Origin of the sequence: Streptomyces sp. NBC_01635, assembly GCF_045209715.1 — a bacterium.
Lineage (GTDB): Bacteria > Actinomycetota > Actinomycetes > Streptomycetales > Streptomycetaceae > Streptomyces > Streptomyces hirsutus.
In genome coordinates, this window is the sequence record NZ_CP109277.1 from 3,441,724 (window position 1) to 3,461,009 (window position 19,286).

16 protein-coding genes and 1 tRNA gene are annotated in these 19,286 nt (G+C 73.5%); 11 read left to right on the plus strand and 6 right to left on the minus strand.

Annotated elements, in window-relative coordinates; all coding sequences use genetic code 11:
- Positions 1-77 precede the first annotated feature (77 nt).
- Positions 78-150 (plus strand) — tRNA-His (locus OHB56_RS16140).
- Positions 151-277: 127 nt separating this feature from the next.
- On the opposite strand, the gene OHB56_RS16145 is transcribed toward OHB56_RS16140, so the two are convergent.
- Positions 278-1,333 (minus strand): LacI family DNA-binding transcriptional regulator, encoded by a 1,056-nt coding sequence (locus OHB56_RS16145; protein WP_326752900.1) that lies wholly within the window; start codon positions 1,331-1,333, stop codon positions 278-280.
- Between the two features lie 342 nt (positions 1,334-1,675).
- On the opposite strand from OHB56_RS16145, the gene OHB56_RS16150 reads away from it, so the two are divergent.
- From OHB56_RS16150 to OHB56_RS16165, 4 genes are all read left to right on the plus strand, one after another.
- Positions 1,676-3,034, plus strand: coding sequence for an ABC transporter substrate-binding protein (locus tag OHB56_RS16150; RefSeq protein WP_406354027.1), 1,359 nt, complete (start codon positions 1,676-1,678; stop codon positions 3,032-3,034).
- Positions 3,035-3,039: 5 nt separating this feature from the next.
- Positions 3,040-4,053: a carbohydrate ABC transporter permease gene (locus OHB56_RS16155; RefSeq protein WP_055593744.1), complete on the plus strand. Its 1,014-nt coding sequence runs from the start codon at positions 3,040-3,042 to the stop codon at positions 4,051-4,053.
- 12 nt (positions 4,054-4,065) lie between these two features.
- On the plus strand, positions 4,066-4,971 hold the full coding sequence (locus OHB56_RS16160) for a carbohydrate ABC transporter permease (RefSeq protein WP_326752902.1): 906 nt from the start codon (positions 4,066-4,068) through the stop codon (positions 4,969-4,971).
- Positions 4,972-5,144: 173 nt separating this feature from the next.
- Entirely contained in the window at positions 5,145-6,584 is a 1,440-nt protein-coding gene (locus OHB56_RS16165; protein ID WP_326752903.1) for a GH1 family beta-glucosidase, read from the plus strand.
- A gap of 324 nt (positions 6,585-6,908) precedes the next feature.
- On the opposite strand, the gene OHB56_RS16170 is transcribed toward OHB56_RS16165, so the two are convergent.
- Both OHB56_RS16170 and OHB56_RS16175 read right to left on the minus strand, forming a co-directional pair.
- On the minus strand, positions 6,909-8,321 hold the full coding sequence (locus tag OHB56_RS16170; protein ID WP_355885990.1) for a HAMP domain-containing sensor histidine kinase: 1,413 nt from the start codon (positions 8,319-8,321) through the stop codon (positions 6,909-6,911).
- Positions 8,318-9,037, minus strand: coding sequence for a response regulator transcription factor (locus OHB56_RS16175; protein ID WP_206188980.1), 720 nt, complete (start codon positions 9,035-9,037; stop codon positions 8,318-8,320). The genes OHB56_RS16170 and OHB56_RS16175 overlap by 4 nt, the downstream gene beginning before the upstream one ends.
- Positions 9,038-9,145: 108 nt before the next feature.
- Here OHB56_RS16175 and OHB56_RS16180 point away from each other — a divergent pair, with 108 nt between their 5' ends.
- A complete protein-coding gene (locus OHB56_RS16180; RefSeq protein WP_406354030.1) occupies positions 9,146-9,787 on the plus strand; it encodes a hypothetical protein in 642 nt (213 codons plus the stop codon).
- A 52-nt stretch (positions 9,788-9,839) separates the two neighbouring features.
- On the opposite strand, the gene OHB56_RS16185 is transcribed toward OHB56_RS16180, so the two are convergent.
- Together OHB56_RS16185 and OHB56_RS16190 are read right to left on the minus strand one after the other, a co-directional pair.
- A complete protein-coding gene (locus OHB56_RS16185) occupies positions 9,840-10,709 on the minus strand; it encodes a spermidine synthase (protein ID WP_406354032.1) in 870 nt (289 codons plus the stop codon).
- 123 nt (positions 10,710-10,832) lie between these two features.
- Complete coding sequence (locus OHB56_RS16190; protein WP_326752907.1) at positions 10,833-11,252, minus strand: hypothetical protein; 420 nt, start codon at positions 11,250-11,252, stop codon at positions 10,833-10,835.
- A gap of 390 nt (positions 11,253-11,642) precedes the next feature.
- Here OHB56_RS16190 and OHB56_RS16195 point away from each other — a divergent pair, with 390 nt between their 5' ends.
- Positions 11,643-13,085: a hypothetical protein gene (locus OHB56_RS16195; RefSeq protein ID WP_406354034.1), complete on the plus strand. Its 1,443-nt coding sequence runs from the start codon at positions 11,643-11,645 to the stop codon at positions 13,083-13,085.
- A 46-nt stretch (positions 13,086-13,131) separates the two neighbouring features.
- Here OHB56_RS16195 and OHB56_RS16200 read toward each other — a convergent pair whose 3' ends face one another.
- Positions 13,132-13,728, minus strand: coding sequence for a histidine phosphatase family protein (locus OHB56_RS16200; protein WP_326752909.1), 597 nt, complete (start codon positions 13,726-13,728; stop codon positions 13,132-13,134).
- A 184-nt stretch (positions 13,729-13,912) separates the two neighbouring features.
- Here OHB56_RS16200 and OHB56_RS16205 point away from each other — a divergent pair, with 184 nt between their 5' ends.
- The 4 genes from OHB56_RS16205 to OHB56_RS16220 are packed head-to-tail and all read left to right on the plus strand — an operon-like array spanning position 13,913 to position 19,095.
- Positions 13,913-14,887, plus strand: a complete 975-nt coding sequence (locus OHB56_RS16205; RefSeq protein ID WP_406354035.1) for a phosphatase PAP2 family protein — start codon at positions 13,913-13,915, stop codon at positions 14,885-14,887.
- Positions 14,868-16,046 carry a hypothetical protein gene (locus tag OHB56_RS16210; protein WP_406359094.1) on the plus strand — a complete coding sequence of 393 codons (1,179 nt, stop codon included), beginning with the start codon at positions 14,868-14,870 and terminating at the stop codon, positions 16,044-16,046. Before OHB56_RS16205 ends, OHB56_RS16210 begins: the two co-directional genes overlap by 20 nt.
- The gene (locus tag OHB56_RS16215; protein WP_406354037.1) at positions 16,037-17,731 is read left to right on the plus strand and encodes a hypothetical protein; all 1,695 of its coding nucleotides are present in this window, start codon (positions 16,037-16,039) and stop codon (positions 17,729-17,731) included. Before OHB56_RS16210 ends, OHB56_RS16215 begins: the two co-directional genes overlap by 10 nt.
- Positions 17,728-19,095 (plus strand): AAA family ATPase, encoded by a 1,368-nt coding sequence (locus OHB56_RS16220; RefSeq protein ID WP_326752912.1) that lies wholly within the window; start codon positions 17,728-17,730, stop codon positions 19,093-19,095. The genes OHB56_RS16215 and OHB56_RS16220 overlap by 4 nt, the downstream gene beginning before the upstream one ends.
- Positions 19,096-19,286: the final 191 nt, after the last annotated feature.

Here is a 19,286-nt window from a genome sequence, read left to right on the forward strand (position 1 = left end):
GCGAGCACCCCTTCGGACCAGGTACACTTTTTCTCGGCCGGTCGGGAAAGACCCAGTCTCCTCCGACAGTGGCCATGGTGGGTGTAGCTCAGCTGGTAGAGCACCTGGTTGTGGTCCAGGATGCCGCGGGTTCAAGTCCCGTCACTCACCCTGTAAGGAAAGAGGCCCCCTCGGGGGCCTCTTTCGCGTTGCGGGTCGGGCGGCCACTCACCCGGCCGGCCACTCGCCCGCCGCCGGCGCCGCGCACGTGACGGCACCGGTCCGCAGCCGTCGGGCGCTACGACGACGCGCGCGCCACCAGCTCCGTGGCCAGCACCACCTGGCGCCGGTCCAGTTCCCGGGAGGCGGGCGGGCGGCGGTCGGCGACCTCGGCGAGGAGGAGGTCGATCATGCTGCGGCCCATCTCCTCGATGGGCTGGCGCACGCTGGTCAGCGGCGGGTCCATGTGGCGGGCGATGGCGGAGTCGTCGTAGCCGACCAGGGCCACGTCCTCGGGGATGCGGCGGCCCGCCTCCCGCAGCGCGTGCCGGGCACCGGCGGCGGTCACGTCGGAGGCGGCGAAGACCGCGTCCAGGTCCGGGCGGCGCTCCAGCAGCGCCGCCATCGCACCCCGGCCGCCCTCCTCGGAGAAGTCGCCGGCCTCGATCATCAGCTCGTCCTCGGGATGGCCCGCGTCGCGCAGGGCGTCGCGGTAGCCGTCGACGCGCCGCTGCGCGCCGTACACGTCGAGGCGGCCGGTGATGTGGGCGATGCGGCGCCGGCCCCGGCCGATGAGGTGCTCGACGGCCTGCCGGGCACCGCCGTAGTTGTCGGAGTCGACCGAGGTCAGCGTCTCCGCGGCCGACCGGGGACCGCTGATCACCGCCGGGATCTCCAGCTGGGCGAGCATGTCGGGCAGCGGGTCGTCGGCGTGCACGGAGACCAGCAGCACACCGTCCACCCGGTGCGCGGCCAGGTAGTCGGCGAGGCGCTGCCGCTCCCGGTCGCTGCCCGCGAAGATCAGCAGCAGCTGCATCTCGGTGTCGGAGAGCGCCGCCCCCACTCCGCGCAGCATGTCCGAGAAGTACGGTTCGGCGAAGAACCGGGTCTCCGGCTCGGGCACGACCAGCGCGATCGCGTCGGTACGGTTGGCGGCCAGCGCGCGGGCAGCCGTGTTCGGGACGTAACCGAGCTCCGCGACGGCGGCCTCCACGGCGGCGCGGGTGGCGTCGCTCACCCGGGGCGAACCGTTGATCACCCGGGATACCGTGCCCCGGCCGACACCGGCGCGCGCCGCCACCTCTTCGAGGGTAGGGCGGCCGCCCCCGCGGCCCCGCGCTCCGTGGCTTGCCATGTACGCCCTACTTTCCGTCGCATGTCACGCTGGCCTGGAATCTAACAGCCCTGCACGCGGCGGCGGCCTCCGGCAGGAGTACCGTCCGGGCCGGCACATCCATCGGCAACGTCCGGGTGTCCAGTTAACAGCCCGATAACTGAACGCAGTTCTCCTCGTCCGCTCCCTTGACACCCCCGCCGGGACCCGCAACCCTTCAACACATCACTTGTGGGAGCGCTCCCACAGTACCTGGCACATACACAACCCGCACGTTCCCCGCCCGAGCCGCAGCATGCAACAAACGGGCCCAACAACGCCGTTGGCCGGGGGGTCGGCACGTCAGGGCAACAGGAGGACCCAATGCGAGCACGTACCCTCCCCCTCTCTCGGCAGCGCACGGGCGGGGGGAAGCTCTTCACCCGCAAGGCACTGGCCGTCGCGGCCGTGGTGTCGCTGGGCACGGGGCTGCTGGCCGGCTGTGCCGACGACGGTGGAGACGACGACTCCGACTCCTCGTCGGGCGGCAAGGGCAAGACGACGGTCACGCTGGGCCTGTTCGGCACCTTCGGCTTCAAGGAGGCCGGTCTCTACGCCGAGTACGAGAAGCTGAACCCGGACATCAAGATCGCCGAGAACGTCGTCGAGCGCAACGAGAACTACTACCCGGCGCTGCTCAACCACCTCACCACCAACAGCGGTCTGCAGGACGTCCAGGCCGTCGAAGTCGGCAACATCGCCGAGATCGTGGAGACCCAGGCCGGCAAGCTCGAGGACCTCTCCAAGGCCGAGGGCGTGAACAAGAGCGACTGGCTCGGGTGGAAGTGGGAGCAGGCCACCACCAAGGACGGCCAGACCGTCGGCCTGGGCACCGACATCGGCCCGATGGCGATCTGCTACCGCAAGGACCTGTTCGAGAAGGCGGGCCTGCCCACCGACCGCGAAGAGGTCGGCAAGCTGTGGGCCGGCGACTGGGCCAAGCTGATCGAGGTCGGTGAGGACTACCAGAAGAAGGCGCCCAAGGGCACCACCTTCTTCGACTCCCCCGGCGGTCTGATGAGCGCCGTCCTCAGCAGCGAGAAGGAGCGGTTCTACGACTCCTCCGGCGAGGTCGTCTACAAGACCAACCCCGCCGTCAAGAAGGCCTTCGACATGACCGCGAAGGCCGCCGAGGACGGGCTGGTCGGCGCCCAGACGCAGTTCCAGCCCTCGTGGGACCAGACGATCGCCAACAACAAGTTCGCCGCGATGTCCTGCCCGCCCTGGATGCTCGGCTACATCAAGGGCAAGTCCCAGCCGGACGCCGCGGGCAAGTGGGACGTGGCCCTGCCCCCCAAGGCCGGCAACTGGGGCGGCTCCTTCCTGAGCGTGCCCAAGAGCGCCAAGAACGTCGACGAGGCCAAGAAGCTCGTCGCCTGGCTGACCGCGCCCGAGCAGCAGGTGAAGCTGTTCAAGGTGCAGGGCAGCTTCCCGAGCGCCCAGACCACCTTCGACAGCCCCGAAGTGACCGGCGCGGTGAACGACATGACCGGCGACGCCCCGATCGGTGAGGTCTTCGCCGAGGCCGCCAAGCAGATCCCGGTCCAGGTCATCGGCCCGAAGGACCAGATCATCTCGCAGGGCCTGGCGGACAACGGCGTCATTCTGGTGACCAAGGGCAAGTCGCCGAAGAAAGCCTGGGAGACGGCCGTCAAGACCATCGACAACAACCTGGACAAGTGACCCGAATGTCCACCCGCCACGACACCGCCGCGTCCCCCGTCAAGGGGGGCGCGGCCCCGGGCCGCCCGCCCGGGAGCACCACGCCCGAGGGCAAGGAGGAGCGGCGGCGGCAGAAGTTGTCCCGCCGCTGGCAGCGGGACATGCGGTGGAGCCCGTACGCCTTCGTCTCCCCGTTCTTCCTGCTGTTCCTCGCCTTCGGCCTGTTCCCGCTGGTCTACACCGGCTGGGCCTCGCTGCACCAGGTGGAGCTGACCGCCCCGACCGACATGAGCTGGGTGGGGCTGCGCAACTACACCCGGATCTTCGACGACGACTTCTTCTGGAACGCGGCGCAGAACACCCTGACCATCGGCATCATCTCGACCGTCCCGCAGCTGCTGATGGCGATGGGCATCGCCCACATCCTCAACTACAAGCTGCGCGCCTCGACCTTCTACCGGGTCGCGATGCTCGCCCCGTACGCCACCTCGATCGCCGCCGCCTCCCTGGTGTTCGTGCTGCTCTTCGGGCGTGACTACGGGATGATCAACTGGGCGCTGGACCTCGTCGGGATCGACCCGGTCGCCTGGCAGGACGACAAGTGGCCCGGGCAGTTCGCCGTCTCGACGATCATCATCTGGCGCTGGACCGGTTACAACGCGCTGATCTACCTGGCCGCGATGCAGGCGATCCCGCAGGACCTGTACGAGTCGGCGGCGCTGGACGGCGCCAGCCGCTGGCAGCAGTTCCTGCACGTGACGCTGCCGTCGCTGCGCCCGACGATCCTGTTCACGGTGGTCGTCTCCACGATCGGCGCCAGCCAGGTCTTCGGCGAGCCGCTGCTGTTCGACCCCAACAAGGGCGCCTCCGGCGGTGCGGAGCACCAGTTCCAGACACTCGGCCTGTACCTGTACGAACAGGGCTGGATCAACCAGCACCTGGGCCGCGCCTCGGCGATCGCCTGGATGATGTTCCTGATCCTGATCGTCATCGGCATCATCAACTACGTCATCTCGCGCCGGCTGCGCGCCAGCAGTTAAGGAGTTGTGGCCGTGACGACGACTGTGACGCCCCCCGAGACCACCCCCGCCAAGGAGCAGAAACGCTCCCGTCTGCCGAAGTCCGCGCGGGCCGGCGGCACCCTGCACGGCGGCCCCGTCGCGTACGCGATCCTGATCGTGTTCACGATCGTCTCGCTGTTCCCGCTGGTGTGGACCGCGATCGCCGCCTCCCGGGACACCCAGCGCCTGGCTCAGACCCCGCCACCGTTCTGGTTCGGCTCGAACCTGTTCAAGAACCTGGAGTCGGCCTGGACCGATGCCAACCTCGGTGAGGCCTTCCTCAACACCACGATCGTGGCAGGCGTCTCGGCGCTCACCGTCGTCGTCCTGTCGACGATCGCCGGGTTCGCCTTCGCCAAGCTGCGCTTCCGGGGCCGCGGCGCGCTGATGCTGCTCGTGATCGGCACGATGATGGTGCCGCCGCAGCTCAGCATCATCCCGCTGTACATGATGGTCGCCAAGCTGGACTGGACCGACCAGCTGCAGGCGGTCATCTTCCCGTCGCTGGTGAGCGCGTTCGGCGTGTTCTTCATGCGGCAGTACCTGATCCAGGCGCTGCCGGACGAGATCATCGAGGCCGCCAGGGTCGACGGCGCGAGCAGCTGGCGCGTGCTCTGGCACGTGGTGTTCCCGGCGGCGCGGCCGGCGATGGCCGTGCTGGGCATGCTGATCTTCGTGCAGACCTGGAACGACTTCCTGTGGCCGTTCCTCGTGCTGACCCAGTCCGGCAACCCGACCGTGCAGGTCGCGGTCGCGGGCCTCGGCCGCGGCTTCACCCCGGACCAGTCCCTGATCATGGCGGGCGCGCTGCTGGGCACCCTGCCGCTGCTGCTGGTCTTCGCGATCTTCGGCAAGCAGATCGTGGGCGGGATCATGCAGGGCGCGGTCAAGGGCTGACGCGCGCATCCCCTCCGCCTGCATCCCTTTCCAGGGGCCGGGTCACCGACGCCTCGGCCCCTGCTCGTCCCCCTCCCCTCCTCCACTCCTTTTCCTCCTGGTTCCCCCGCTCATTCCTTCCCCTGCTCACTCCGACTCGCAGGTCCTCCACGACCGCCTATGGGAGCGCTTCCATGTCTGACTCCGCAACGCCGGTGACCCCGGCGGCCTTCCCCCCCGCCTTCCTCTGGGGCTCCGCGACCTCCGCCTACCAGATCGAGGGCGCGGTGCGGGAGGACGGACGGACCCCGTCCATCTGGGACACCTTCAGCCACACGCCGGGAAAGACCGCCGGCGGCGACACCGGTGACATCGCCAACGACCACTACCACCGCTACCGCGACGACGTGGCGATGATGGCGGACCTGGGCCTGGACGCCTACCGCTTCTCCGTCTCCTGGCCCCGGGTGCAGCCGACCGGCCGCGGCCCGGCCGTACAGCGCGGCCTGGACTTCTACCGCAAACTGGTCGACGAACTGCTGGAGCACGGCATCAAGCCGGCCGTCACCCTCTACCACTGGGACCTGCCGCAGGAGCTGGAGGACGCGGGCGGCTGGCCGGAGCGCGACACCGCCTACCGTTTCGCCGAGTACGCGCGGATCGTCGGCGAGGCGCTCGGCGACCGGGTGGAGCAGTGGATCACGCTCAACGAGCCGTGGTGCAGCGCCTTCCTGGGCTACGCCTCCGGAGTGCACGCGCCCGGCCGTACCGACCCGGTGGACTCGCTGCGGGCCGCCCACCACCTGAACCTGGCACACGGGCTGGGCGCCAAGGCGCTGCGGTCGGTGATGCCGGCCCGCAACTCCGTCGCGATCAGCCTCAACTCCTCGGTGGTCCGGCCTCTTTCGCCCGGCGACCCGGCGGACCTCGCGGCGGTGCGCACCATCGACGACCGGGCCAACGGAATCTTCCACGGGCCGATCCTGAAGGGCGCCTACCCCGAGTCGCTGCTGGAGTCGACCTCGTCCCTCACCGACTGGTCGTACGTCCAGGACGGCGACCTGGAGCTGATCCACCAGCCGCTGGACGCGCTGGGCCTCAACTACTACACGCCCTCCATTGTGTCGGCGGCCGACCCCGACGCGAAGGGACCACGGGCGGACGGCCACGGGGAGAGCGCGCACTCGCCGTGGCCCGCCGCGGACCACGTGGCCTTCCACCAGGCGCCGGGCGAGCGCACCGAGATGGGCTGGGCCGTCGACCCGACGGGACTGCACGACCTGATCATGCGGTACACCCGTGAGGCGCCCGGCCTGCCGCTCTACATCACCGAGAACGGCGCCGCGTACGACGACAAGCCCGGCGCCGACGGCACCGTGCACGACCCGGAGCGGATCGCCTACCTGCACGGCCACCTCTCCGCGGTCCGCCGGGCCATCACCGACGGCGCGGACGTGCGCGGCTACTACCTGTGGTCCCTGATGGACAACTTCGAGTGGGCGTACGGCTACGAGAAGCGGTTCGGCGCGGTCTACGTCGACTACGCGACCCAGGTACGGACCCCGAAGGCCAGCGCCCTCTGGTACGGCCGGGCGGCCCGCTCGGGAGCCCTGCCGGAGCCGGACGGCATCTGATCCTCCCGGGCACGGGGGACACGGGGGAACCGGGAGCGGGGGAACGGGGCGCGGCGTCCCAGGGGGAGCGCCGCGCCCCACGCGGGTGTCCGCACCCCGCCCGGGGCGTGTCCGGGGCCGTCTTCCTGCCGGGCGGTGCCCGGACAGGCACCGGGGCGGACGCCCGGACCGGTGCGCGCCCCGGCCGGACGGGGACCGGCCGGGGCGCGCACCGGTGTGTTCTCCCGGTCAGCCCCGGAACTCCGGTTCCGGAAGGCGGGGTCGGAAAACCGGCCCCGAACGCCGGGTCCGGAACCTCGGGCCCCGAACGCCGGGCCCGAAGCCTCAGGCCCGGAACGTCGGCACCAGGCGCCCCGGGCGACGGCGGCGTACGGTCCCGCGGTGGCCGCGGCCCCGGCCGCCGCGGGGCGCGCCCTCGCGTCCGTCCAGCTGGATCCAGATCCGTATCTCGGTTCCGCCGAGCACCGACGAGCCGATGCGGACGTCCCCTCCGGTGGTCTCCGCGAGGCGGCGCACTATGTCCAGGCCGAGCCCGGTGGAGCCGTCGTTGCCGGAGCCCCGGCCGCGGGCCATCGCCGCCTCGGGGTCGGGTATGCCGGGGCCCGCGTCGGAGACGAGCACGATCACCGCGTCCTCGCCGTTGTGCACGTCGACCGCGAAGGCGGTGCCCTCGGGGGTGTGCCGGAACACGTTGCCGAGCAGGGCGTCGAGGGCGGCGGCCAGATCGGCGCGGGCCACGGGGATGCGCACGGGGGTGTCCGCGCCGGCCACCCGCCACTTGCGGCCCTCGTCCTCGGCGAGCGCCGACCAGAACACCATCCGCTCCCGGACCACTTCGGCCGCGTCGCAGCCGGCGCCGGGACCGGCGGCGGCCGTCTGCGGTTTGGCGTCCCGGGCGGTGCGGATGATGGTGTCGACCTCGCGCTCCAGTTGTTCCACCGCCGCGCGGGTCTGTTCGGCGGCCGGTCCGTCGCCGAGCGAGGCGGCGTTCAGCCGCAGCACGGTCAGCGGGGTGCGCAGCCGGTGGGAGAGGTCGGCGGCCAGTTCCCGCTCGTTGGCGAGGAGCTGGACGACCTGGTCGGCCATGGAGTTGAACGCCACGGCCGCCAGCCGCAGTTCGGTCGGCCCCTTCTCGGGCACCCGCGCGCCCAGCTTGCCCTCCCCCAGTTCGTGCGCGCCCTCGACCAGCCGCTGCGCGGGCCGCACCATCCGTACGCCCAGCCGGTCGGCGACCGCGACCGAGCCGAGGACGAGGGCGGCGCCCACCGCCGCGAGCACCGCCCAGGCCGTGCCCACCCCGTTGGTGACCTCGGCCTCGGGGACGTACACCTCGACCACGGCGATCTCGCCGCTGCTGAGCGCGACCGGCTGGAGCAGCGCGGAGCCGCCGGACACCTGGGAGGTGGAGACGCGCCCCAGCTTCCGTACCGCTTCGACGTCCTCCGCGGTGGCGCGCCGACGGCCGATGTCGAAGGGCTTCGCGCCGTCCGCCGCGGGGAGGTGCACGGCCATCCCCGCGTCGGACCCGCCGGAGCCGGCGGAGGCGACGACGCGTTCGAGCTGGTCGCGGTCGGTGGTGATGGACAGCGCGGGGGCGACCGCGGCGGCTTCCCGCTCGGCGTTGGAGAAGGCGCGGTCGCGGGCCATCTCGCGGATGACCAGACCGAGCGGCACCGCGAAGGCGACCACGACCATCGCGGTCACCGCCACGGACACCTTCACCAGGGCCCACCTCATCGCGGCTGCTCCGCCCCGGGGACCTGAGCGGCGGGCGGCTCCAGTTTCACGCCGACACCCCGCAGGGTGTGCAGATAGCGCGGCCGGGCGGCCGTCTCCCCCAGTTTCCGGCGCAGCCAGGACAGATGGACGTCGATGGTCTGGTCGTCGCCGTACGCCTGCTGCCACACCTCGGCGAGGAGCTCCCTGCGCGCGACGACGACTCCGGGCCGCCCGGCGAGAAAGGCCAGGAGGTCGAACTCGCGCCGGGTCAGGTCGAGCCGTACGCCGTCGAGTTCGGCCTGGCGGCGCAGCGGGTCGACGGTCAGCCCGCCGACCCGGATCACCGGGGACGGCGCGGCCTCCCCCGCGAGGGAACGGGCCCGGCGCAGGACGGCCGCCATGCGGGCCGACAGGTGTTCCGCCGAGAAGGGCTTGGTCAGGTAGTCGTCCGCGCCCGCGTTCAACAGCCGTACGATCTCCGCCTCGTCGTCCCGCGCGGTGGCGATGATCACCGGCACGTCCGTGATGCCGCGCAGCATCTTCAGCGCCTCGGAGCCGTCGAGGTCGGGCAGCCCGAGGTCCAGGACGACGACGTCGAAACGGAAGTGGGCGACCTCGCGCAGCGCCTCCAGCGCCGTCCCCACACTGCGCACGGTGTGCGCGGCGTCGGTCAACTGCCGGATGAGCGCCGAGCGTACGAACGGGTCGTCCTCGACCACGAGAACACTTGCCATGGGCGGCACCGTACGCCATGCCGGACGGGCCGGCGGCGGCCTGTGGACAACTCCGGATCCCGGAGGAGAGGCGACACCCGTGGGGCGGGTGAGGCAGTATGGCCGGCGATGCGCAGAGGACTCGTACACCTGTTGGCCTGGCTGCTCGCCACGGGCGCGGCGGTCACGCTGTCGTGGTGGGGTGTGCACACCGTGATGGCGGGCACCGCCTACGACCCTCCGCGTGCGCTGCCCGTCACGGCCGGGGACGCGACGACGCAGGAGTCGAAGCCGGTCTCGTCCTCGACCCGGCACCCGTCCGGCGGAGAGCCGTCGAAGGACGCCGAGGGCGGCGAGGACGACAAGGACGGCGAAGGCTCGAAGGCCAAGGACGGCGGCAAGGACGCGGAGGGCGCCGAGGGCCCGGACGCGAAGTCCTCCGACTCCTCGCGGCAGTCGGCCCGGGAGCCCGGCGGGACGTCCGCCGCACCCGAGCCGGAGCCGGCCGATCCCGCGCCGGCCGGCGGCGACCCGGCCCCGGCGACCTCCGGCGAGGTCAAGGCCTACGACACCGCGGGCGGCCGGGCGGTCTTCGACCTCGGCGAGACGTCCGCGTCCTTGGTGTCGGCGACGCCCGGGGCGGGCTGGTCGATGCAGGTGTGGAAGACGGAGTCGTGGATCCGGGTGGAGTTCGCGGCGGGCGCGGAGCGGGTGTCGGTCTTCTGCACCTGGCACGACGGCCCGCCGCGCGTGGAGATCGGCACGTACTGATCGGCACGTACCGAGGGGGCCGGCCCGAGGGATCCAGCGGAACCCGAGGTGTTCAGCGGAACACCGATGCCGGTGGCGCCGGTGAGGCGACCGCCGCCAGGTCGGTGACCGGGGCGGCTCCGCCGGTGAAGTCCCTGAGTTCCGGGCCGTGCTGGACGCGGCCGGGGTGCGGGTCGGAGGCGGCGCGGCGGGTCAGTTCGGCGATCGGGAGGGGTGCGTCGGAGGCGACCAGCACGGCGTTGCCGAAGCGCTTGCCCCGCAGGACCGCCGGGTCGGCGATCAGTGCGAGTTCGGCGAACCGGGCGGCGGCGGTGGCGATCTGGCCGCGCAGATGGGCCAGCGGCGGTCCGTCGGCGAGGTTGGCGGCGTAGACCCCGCCGGGTGCGAGGGCTCTGCGGACGTCGTCCAGGAATTCGGTCGAGGTCAGGTGGGCGGGGGTGCGGGCGCCGCTGAACACGTCGGCGACGACGAGGCCGGCCCATCCGTCCGGTACCTTCGCGAGCCCTTCCCGGGCGTCCACCGAGCGCACCCTGATCCGTGACCTGGGGTCCACCGGCAGCTCCCGGCGGACCAGTTGCACCAGCTTCGCGTCCCGCTCGACGACCTGCTGGGTGGACCGGGGCCGGGTGGCGGCGACGTACCGGGCGAGGGTGAACGCGCCGCCGCCGAGATGCACGGCCTGCAGGGGCCGGCCGGCCGGTGCGACGGTGTCGACGACGTGTCCGAGCCGCCGCTGGTACTCGAACGAGAGGTGCGCCGGGTCGTCGAGGTCGACGTGCGACTGCGGGGCGTCGTCGATCAGCAGCGTCCACGCCCTCGGCCGTTCCCGGTCGGGGACGAGCCGGGCGAGCCCTCCGTCGACGTTCTCGACGACGGTGTCGGCGACGGCCTGCCCGCGCCCGGAGTTCCTGGTCCTGCCCATGGGGCCATTGTCACCCGACGCCCGCCCGATGCCCGGCCGCCCCCTCGCCGTCTCCCGCTCACCGGCCGCCTCCTCACCGGCCCTCCTCACCGGCCCCCGCTCACCGGCCTCCCGCGGCAGCCCTCACCGGCAGCCGTCCGTCACGTCGAGCAGGCGCTGCGCCTCGCCCAGCGCCTCCCGCAGGACCGCGGGGTCGGTGGCGAGGCCGGTGCCCTCGGGCGGCAGCAGCCAGTCCGGGCCCTCCACCGGCGGCCCGGGGGCGGACGCCTCGAAGGCGGGGGCCAGGGGCAGTCCACGGCCGTAGGTCTCCCTGCAGGTGCTGCCCGGCACGTCCCACCCCGCGGCCGTCCCCGGCGGCACCAGGAACCCGAGCGTGCACCCGGCGTCGTCGTGCAGGACGGGGCCCATCGCGTCGCCCGTCCCACCGCGCCGGAGGATGTCGACCGCCTCCAGCCCCTGGCGGGCCGGAACCGTCACCACCTCGCAGCAGTCCGGCGGCCCGCCCCGCGGCGTTCGGGGTTCACTGCTTCGGCTGTTCGTCATCCCGGCCTCCACCTTCCGGCCTTCGCATCTTCGGCCTCCACCACACGCGCTCCTGCGGCCCCGTCCGGACGGGGCCGGGGACCGTGGACCGGGAGTCGAGTGCGCTCCCGGTCCACCGGGTTCTCCGTCTCCCGGTCCACAGGGTTCAACGCGGCGGGCCGTCCACGGCTACGGCGGAACCCAATAGCACAGAATGGCAGTTCATGGCGGATCACGGATGAGATATCCGGTTTGTTGCCAAACTTTGCGTGGTTGCTCCGTCACAGCAGGTACGTTCTTGCCCGCCGGTACCAGAGCGGCGCCACGCGGCACATGGACGCACCATGACGAACCGCAAGGAACCGCCCTGAGGTCCGGCATGGTTCGACGGTTCGCAGAGAGGACCCGGCCATGGCGTCGTCAACGGTGCCCTCGTCACAGCCCGACCGGCCCCCGCGGCCGAATCTCGCCTTCCGGCACCTGCGCGGACCGCGCTCGCCGGCCGAGTTCGCCGCGTCGGTCCGCCGGGCCGCCCGCGAGATCGGTGAGCGGGTCAGCTGTGACGCGCGGTACGTGCACCGGGTGGAAGCGGGCGAGATCCGCTGCCCCAACTACGCCTATGAACGGGTGTTCCTGCACATGTTCCCCGGCCGCACGCTGACCGACCTGGGCTTCGCGCCCCGCTCGTCGGTCCGCGGACGCCGGACGCGGGACGACGGGGGCACTCCCCCGGCGCCCGTCGGGGTCCCGGCGCTCGTCACGAGTGAGAGCGGCGGAGCCCCCGAGCCGTCCGACACGCAGAACCCGTACGACACGCACCACGACTACGAGGAGAGCGACGTGCTGCGTCGCGCATTCATGACCGGCGGGGGCGCCACGGTGGCCGCCGCCTCACTGGGCCCGCTCGCGCTCGCCCCGGACGCCTCGGCGGCACAGCGCGCCGTGCGCCGTCCCGGTGCGAGCGACGCCGGAGCCCTGGAAGAAGCGGTCCGCCGCATCCGGCTGCTCGACGACCGGCACGGGGCCGACGGCCTCTACCGGCGGGCCTCCGCACCGCTGCGCGCCGCCTACGCCCTGCTCGACGCCGGCGCGACCCGGCAGCGGACGGCGGACCGGCTGTACACGGGCGCCGGTGAACTGGCCATCTCCGTGGGCTGGCTGGCGCACGACTCGGGCCGCTTCGACGACGCCCGCTCGCACTACGCGGAGGCGCTGGCGACCGCGCGGGTCACGGGGGACCCGGGGCTCGAGGCGCACGCCTTCTGCAACACGGCGTTCCTCGCCCGCGACGCGGGCCGGCCGCGGGAGGCGGTGCGGGCGGCGCAGGCCGCGCAGCGGGCCGCGCACCCGCTCGGCTCGCCCCGGCTGATGTCGCTGCTGGCGCTGCGCGAGGCGGGCGGCTGGGCGGGGCTCGCCGACCGGCCGGGCTGCGAGCGGGCGCTGGCCCGCGCGCAGGCCTACTTCGACCGCGGCGCCGCGCCGGCCGACCCCGAGTGGATGACCTTCTACGGGGAAGCCGAACTGGAGGGCCTGGAAGCCCAGTGCTGGTCCACCCTGGGCGACTGGCCGCGGGCGGCCCGGCACGCACGGCGGGCGGCGGAGCTCCAGGACCCGCACTTCACCCGCAACATCGCTTTGTACACGGCGGAGCTGGCGGACGACCTGGCGCGCGGCGGACACCCCGACGAGGCGGCCGCGGCGGGGATGCGGGTACTGGACCTGCTGCCGGAGGTCCAGTCGTCCCGGGTCCGGACGATACTGGCGGGCACGGCCCGCGTCCTGCTCCCGCACCGCCGCGCCGCCGGCGTCTCGGCCTTCCTGGACCGCCACGCCTCGCTCCCCCGCGCGCTGTGAGCGGCCCCCGCGCGGGCGGCCGGCGGGGACGGCGGCTCCGGGGCGTTCAGCCCGCCAGGTGCCCCAGGTCGTTCCAGCTCTCGACGGCCGGTTCCCCGTACGCCCAGCCCAGGACCGACAGGGAGGTCGGGTTGAGGCGGATACGGGCCGCGAAGTCGAGCGGCAGCCCCAGCCAGCGGGCGCCGAGGGAGCGCAGGATGTGCCCGTGGGCGAAGACCAGGACGTCACGGTCGGCGGAGCGCGCCCAGGCCACCACCTCGTCCGCGCGGGCCGTCACCTCGGCGAGGGTCTCCCCCTCGGGGACACCGTCCCGCCAGATCAGCCAGCCGGGGCGGTCCGCCCGTATCTCCTCGGGGGTCAGGCCCTCGTAGGCGCCGTAGTGCCACTCCATGAGGGTGTCCCAGGGCTGCGCGCGCTCGCCGAACCCGGCGAGTTCGCAGGTCTCCCGCGCGCGGGAGAGCGGGCTGGTGCGCACCTCGACGCCCGGCAGCCCGTCGTACGGCGGCCGGTGCAGGCGCTCGCCGAGCAGCTTGGCGCCCTGCCGGCCCTCGTCCAGGAGCGGTACGTCGGTCCTGCCGGTGTGCTTGCCGGACAGCGACCACGCGGTCTGTCCGTGCCGGGCCAGCAGCATGCGCGGTGCCATGGGAGACCTTCCGGAGAAATCACAGGTGGAACCCCTCCATCATCGCGCACCCTGGATACGGGCAACCCGGGGGACGATCCCAGCGTCTATCAGGGCCGAGGCGCCTCCGCGCAGGCGCGTCCACGCCGTAGAGTGGCCGACCGCCATGGAGGCGCCGTACAGGAACGAGGGGGAGGGCGATCGGATGCCGCACACCGAGACACCGGGTACCGAAGGGACCCCGGCGACCCGGCTGCGCTGGTGGACCGAGCTGCCGCTGATCCTCCTCGTGTACGCCTGCTACTCGGCGGGGCGGCTGCTCGTCCGGGGCGACGTCACCGACGCCGTGAACCACGGTCTGGCGATCCTGCGCATCGAGCAGGCGCTGTACCTCAACGCCGAGCACCCGCTGAACCGTCTCTTCACGCGCGAGCCGTGGCTGGGGATACCGGCCGACTTCTGGTACGCGTCGCTGCACTACCTGGTGACGCCCGCGCTCCTGGTCTGGCTGTTCCGCTCCCGCGCGGTGCGCTTCCGCGCCGCCCGCACCTGGCTGATGACGTCGACGTTCATCGGGCTGATCGGCTTCACGCTGCTGCCCACCTGCCCGCCCCGGCTGCTCGACGCGAGCCACGGCTTCGTCGACACCATGGCCCAGTACAGCTCGTACGGCTGGTGGGCCGGCGAGGCCAGCGCCCCCAGGGGGTTGGGCGGTCTGACCAACCAGTACGCGGCGATGCCGAGTCTGCACGTGGGCTGGGCCCTGTGGTGCGGCGTGATCCTGTGGCGGCACGGCGGTACGCGCCTGGCGAGGATCGCCGGTGTGATCTATCCGCTGGTGACGGTCGTCGTGGTGATGGGCACCGCCAACCACTACTTCCTCGACGCGGTCGCGGGGGCCGCCGTGATGGGCGCCGGACTGCTGCTCACGCCGGTCGTGCTGCGGACCACGGACCGGGTGAAGGCCCTCGTGCCGCCGCGCTTCGCACCGGCCCCGGTGACCTCTTCCGCCTCGGGTTCCCCGATTGTCAGTGACGGATGCCAGACTTCCGCGGGTGAGCAATTTCCAGGGCAGCGGCAGCAACAGCTCGAGCCACGGCTCGCCTCCGGAACCGGACCGGGCGACTCCCCTCCGGCCCGGGGGGAAGACGCCGAGACAGCTGCGGCACCGGCTCGCTGAACTGCGCGGTCCGGAGGTACGGGCCAAGGCGCTGGACGCGCGCGCCCTGGCCGCCCTGGCCGCCAACCCGGGTTGCGAGCGGCGCGCGATCCTCGACGGCGCGGGGGTGGACAAGGCCACGCTCGCGGGCGCGTTGGGCTCCCCGTCGGTCTTCGGCCAGTCCCAGTTCGCGTTCGTCCGGGGCAACGCGTTCGAGGCCAAGGTCAAGGCCGACGGCGGTACGGAACTGCTGCGGCTGGTCCACGAGAAGCTGGACCGCTCGGCCGAACCGCCCACCGCCGCCCGCGTGCCCGACCTGTCCGCGGCGGGCCACGCGGGGCGTGCGGCGCGTACGGAACTGGCGCTGGGCGAGGCCGTCCTGGCGCCGGGCGAGTGGACACTGCTCGACCATCCGCTGCTCGCGCTGGACGTCGCCGGCTCCCCGGCCTTCCTGGAGCCGGACGCGGTGGTGGTGCACCCGGACGGCAGGTGGACGGTCGTGGAGATCAAGTCCTTCCCCCTGCTGGACGGCTCCGCCGATCCGGCGAAGGTCGGCGCGGCGGCCCGGCAGGCGGCGGTGTACGTCCTCGCGCTGGAGCAGGTCGCCGCCCGTCTCGCCGCCGCCCCGGACGCCCCCGGTGAGGCCCCCCGCGTGCGGCACCGGATCCTGCTGGTGTGCCCCAAGGACTTCTCCAACCTGCCGACCGCGTCCGCCGTGGACGTGCGCAAGCAGCGTGCGGTGACCGCCCGTCAGCTGGCCCGGCTCACCCGCATCGAGCACATCGCGGACGCACTCCCCGAAGGCACCTGCTTCGCCCCCGAACTGCCCCGCGAGCGGCTGACGGCGTCCGTGGAGTCCGTCCCGGCGAGCTACGCGCCGGAGTGCCTGTCCGCGTGCGAGCTGGCCTTCCACTGCCGGGACCGTTCCCGCGCACAGGACGCGGTGACCACCCTGGGCCGCCCGGTCCGTGCCGAACTGGGCGGCCTGACGACGGTCGAGGACGTCCTGGCGGCGGCCCGCGGAGAGCTCGGCGACCCCGGTGATCCGACGGTCGCAGCCCTGCGCAGGGCGGCGGCGCTGCGCGCGGAGGCACTCGCCGGAGCGGAAGCGCCCACCGGCCCGCAGGCCCTCGCCGGCGTGGCGGGAACCGCCCCCGCGGAGGTGGCCCCTTGTCTCTGATCACCACCCTCGCCCGTCTCGAGGCCGTCAGCACCGGCCGCGCCCGGCCCGCCGCCACCGTCCGGCACCGGCATCTGTCCGAGCGGCCCCTGGTGTTCGTGCCGCTGACCACCGCCGGAGAGGCGGGCGCCCCGCTGGGCGCGCTGGTGGGCACCGACCGGGACGCGCCCCGGCTGCTGGCCGTACCGCAGCCGCGCGACCGCGACCTCAGGTTCGCGTTCCTGGCCGAACTGGCCGACGTGGTCCTGCCCTACATCGACGGCTGCGCCGAGGCCGTGGAGGCCGCGGAGCGCAGCGAGACCGAACCGGAGACCGGCAAGCGGGTCAAGGTCGAGGTCGAACTGTGCGCGGACGCGCCGCAGCTGATCGTGCCGAGCCGGGCCGGTGTCGACCTGGTACGGCTCCTCGGCCGTTCCACCCGGTTCCGGCGCACGGCGGAGCAGGACCCGGAGGCGCCCTTCCCGGCGCCGCCCCGGGTGCCGTTGCTCGGGCGGTGGCTGACGCACTTCGGGGAGCGGGCCCGGGTGCCCGGGTCGTCGCTGCTGCCCGCCATGACCGATCTGCTGAGCCGGCACTGGGCGACCGGGCAGTCCTCCCTGGAGGACCAGCACCTGGGGGCGCTGCTCGCGTGGATCGACCCGCCCCCGGGCCGCTCGGGCGCCGAGGCCGCGCGGGAGGCGGAGCTGGCGCGGGACGCCGGCGGGCAGTTGCGGTGCCCGCCCGCGGGCCCGGCGACCGACCCGGCGTTCGACAACAAACTGCTCGCCCCGGCGATCGAACGGTACGACCGCGCCCGTACGGCGCTCGCCGCCGCCCAGGACGGCCTGGAGGCCGACGAGCGGCTCGGCGCGCTGACAGCGGCCGAGCAGGAGATCCGCAAGCTGGTGGAGAGCCGTACGCGGCCCACCTGGGACGCGGTGTGGCGGGGCCTGGACCTGCTGCGCGCACTGCCCGAGGGCGCGCGGGTCGAGGAGCGGTGGACGCGCGACCGCTGGTCGTTCACCGGCCACCGGGACCGGGTGCTGGCCGGAGAGCCGCCGCAGCCGCGCCGCGACGACGCGGTGACCGCGGCCAACAAGCTCGCCACGCGCGAGCGGGAGCAGGCCCGGCTCGAAGCGCAGGAGGCCTTGGACGACCCGCTGGTGATGGCGGGCCGTCGGCTGTCCGGGGAGGCCTTCGCGGGCGAGGTCACCGACGTCGTCATGGCGTACAGCGAGAGCAAGCGGCCGAGCCCCCGCCCGCTGGTCACCGTCCGCACGGACGACCGCCCGCACCTGGGCGCGCGGACCCGGGTGTACCGCTCGCTCGGCGGGAAACCGCAGGCGGCCGAGTTTGTCGGGTACGAGGACGAGGACGAGACCGACGGGCACGGGAGGGACGGCGCCGAAGAGGGACCGGCCGGGGCGGGGCTGTCCGGGGAGGTGCTGTCCGGGGAAGGGCCGGCCGCCGGCGGGCTGCTCGTCCTGCGGATCATGGACAAGATGGGCCGCGGCAAGGAGCCGGAGGCGGGCTCGGTACCGGAGAAGGGCGACCGCCTCTGCTTCACGCTGTTCGAGCACGAACCGCGCGGCGGGGCGAAACTGCCCGACCCGGAGGAGACGCCGTGGACGCACGGCGGCCCGCCCGGCGCGGAGGCCGCCGCGCAGGAGCCCGCGGACCCGGTGACCGAGGAGGACGTGCTGTGACCACCGAGGCCGCAAGGGCCCCCGAAACCGCCGAGGCCGTCTTCGACCCCGGCGCGGCCGCCACCCGCGCCACCGACGCGATCCTGCGCGACACCCTGCACGGCACCGCCCGCGGGGTGGTCGTCGATTCCCCGCCCGGCGCCGGCAAGTCCACCCTCGTGGTCCGCGCGGCGCTGGAACTGGCCGACGCGGGCCGCCCGTTGATGGTGGTGGCACAGACCAACGCCCAGGTCGACGACCTGGTGCTGCGGCTCGCCGAGAAGAACCCCGCCCTGCCGGTCGGCCGGCTGCACAGCAGCGACACCGACCCGTACGACAAGGCGCTCGACGCACTGGACAACGTCCGCAAGTCGGCGAAGGCGGCCGACCTCGCCGGGCTCGACGTGGTCGTCTCGACGGCCGCCAAGTGGGCGCACGTCAAGGGCGTCGAACCGTGGGCGCACGCGATCGTGGACGAGGCGTACCAGATGCGTTCGGACGCGCTGCTGGCCGTGGCCGGGCTGTTCGAGCGGGCGCTGTTCGTGGGGGATCCGGGGCAGCTTGACCCGTTCTCGATCGTGGGCGGCGAGCAGTGGGCGGGGCTGTCGTACGACCCGTCCGCGTCCGCCGTGACCACCTTGCTCGCGCACAATCCCGAGCTGCCGCAGCACCGCCTGCCGGTGTCGTGGCGGCTGCCCGCCTCGGCGGCGCCCCTGGTGTCGGGTGCGTTCTACCCGTACACGCCGTTCCGCAGCGGCACCGGGCACGGCGACCGGCGGCTCGCGCTCGGGGTCCCGTCGGACGGTTCGGGGCCCGACCGGGTGATCGACGAGGCCGCCGAGTCCGGCTGGGGCCTGCTGGAGCTGCCCGCCCGGCACACCCCCCGCACCGACCCGGAGGCGGTGCGGGCGGTGGCGCTGGTGGTCCGCCGGCTGCTGGACCGGGAGGGCGCGTCGGTCTCGGAGCGGTCCGAGGACGCGGTGCCGCTCACCGCCGACCGGATCGCCGTCGGCACCGCGCACCGCGACCAGGCGGCGGCGGTACGGGCGGCGCTGGCCGGGCTGGGGGCGGCGGACGTCACCGTCGACACGGCGAACCGGCTCCAGGGGCGGGAGTTCGACGTCACGGTGGTGCTGCACCCGCTGTCCGGCCGCCCCGACGCCACCGCCTTCCACCTGGAGACGGGCCGGCTGTGCGTGCTGGCCTCCCGGCACCGGCACGCCTGCATCGTGGTGTGCCGGGCGGGCGTCGGCGAGCTGCTGGACGCGTACCCGTCGACGGAACCGGTCCAGCTGGGCACCCTCGTGAAGTTCCCGGACGGCTGGGAGGCCAACCACGCGGTCCTGGCCCACCTCGCCCGGCACCGGATCACCTGGCAGCCCTGAGACCCCCTGTTCCGGCACCTGCCCGGCGGACGACCGGCACGCCCCGCCCGGCACGCCGGACGGAGCCCGGGACACCGCCGGAGGCCGCCGCCGCACACCGCCGGAGGCCGCCGCCGCACACCGCCCCGGACGGCCGGGAGGCCGACCACGCGGTCCTGGCCCATCCCGCCCGGCGCCGGGTCGCCCGGCAG

Bases quoted from the DNA above. Each gene is read 5' to 3' on its own strand.
- OHB56_RS16145 (WP_326752900.1), bottom strand. From the start codon at position 1,333: ATGGCAAGCCACGGAGCGCGGGGCCGCGGGGGCGGCCGCCCTACCCTC.
- OHB56_RS16150 (WP_406354027.1), top strand. From the start codon at position 1,676: ATGCGAGCACGTACCCTCCCCCTCTCTCGGCAGCGCACGGGCGGGGGG.
- OHB56_RS16155 (WP_055593744.1), top strand. From the start codon at position 3,040: ATGTCCACCCGCCACGACACCGCCGCGTCCCCCGTCAAGGGGGGCGCG.
- OHB56_RS16165 (WP_326752903.1), top strand. From the start codon at position 5,145: ATGTCTGACTCCGCAACGCCGGTGACCCCGGCGGCCTTCCCCCCCGCC.
- OHB56_RS16170 (WP_355885990.1), bottom strand. From the start codon at position 8,321: ATGAGGTGGGCCCTGGTGAAGGTGTCCGTGGCGGTGACCGCGATGGTC.
- OHB56_RS16175 (WP_206188980.1), bottom strand. From the start codon at position 9,037: ATGGCAAGTGTTCTCGTGGTCGAGGACGACCCGTTCGTACGCTCGGCG.
- OHB56_RS16180 (WP_406354030.1), top strand. From the start codon at position 9,146: ATGCGCAGAGGACTCGTACACCTGTTGGCCTGGCTGCTCGCCACGGGC.
- OHB56_RS16185 (WP_406354032.1), bottom strand. From the start codon at position 10,709: ATGGGCAGGACCAGGAACTCCGGGCGCGGGCAGGCCGTCGCCGACACC.
- OHB56_RS16190 (WP_326752907.1), bottom strand. From the start codon at position 11,252: ATGACGAACAGCCGAAGCAGTGAACCCCGAACGCCGCGGGGCGGGCCG.
- OHB56_RS16195 (WP_406354034.1), top strand. From the start codon at position 11,643: ATGGCGTCGTCAACGGTGCCCTCGTCACAGCCCGACCGGCCCCCGCGG.
- OHB56_RS16200 (WP_326752909.1), bottom strand. From the start codon at position 13,728: ATGGCACCGCGCATGCTGCTGGCCCGGCACGGACAGACCGCGTGGTCG.
- OHB56_RS16205 (WP_406354035.1), top strand. From the start codon at position 13,913: ATGCCGCACACCGAGACACCGGGTACCGAAGGGACCCCGGCGACCCGG.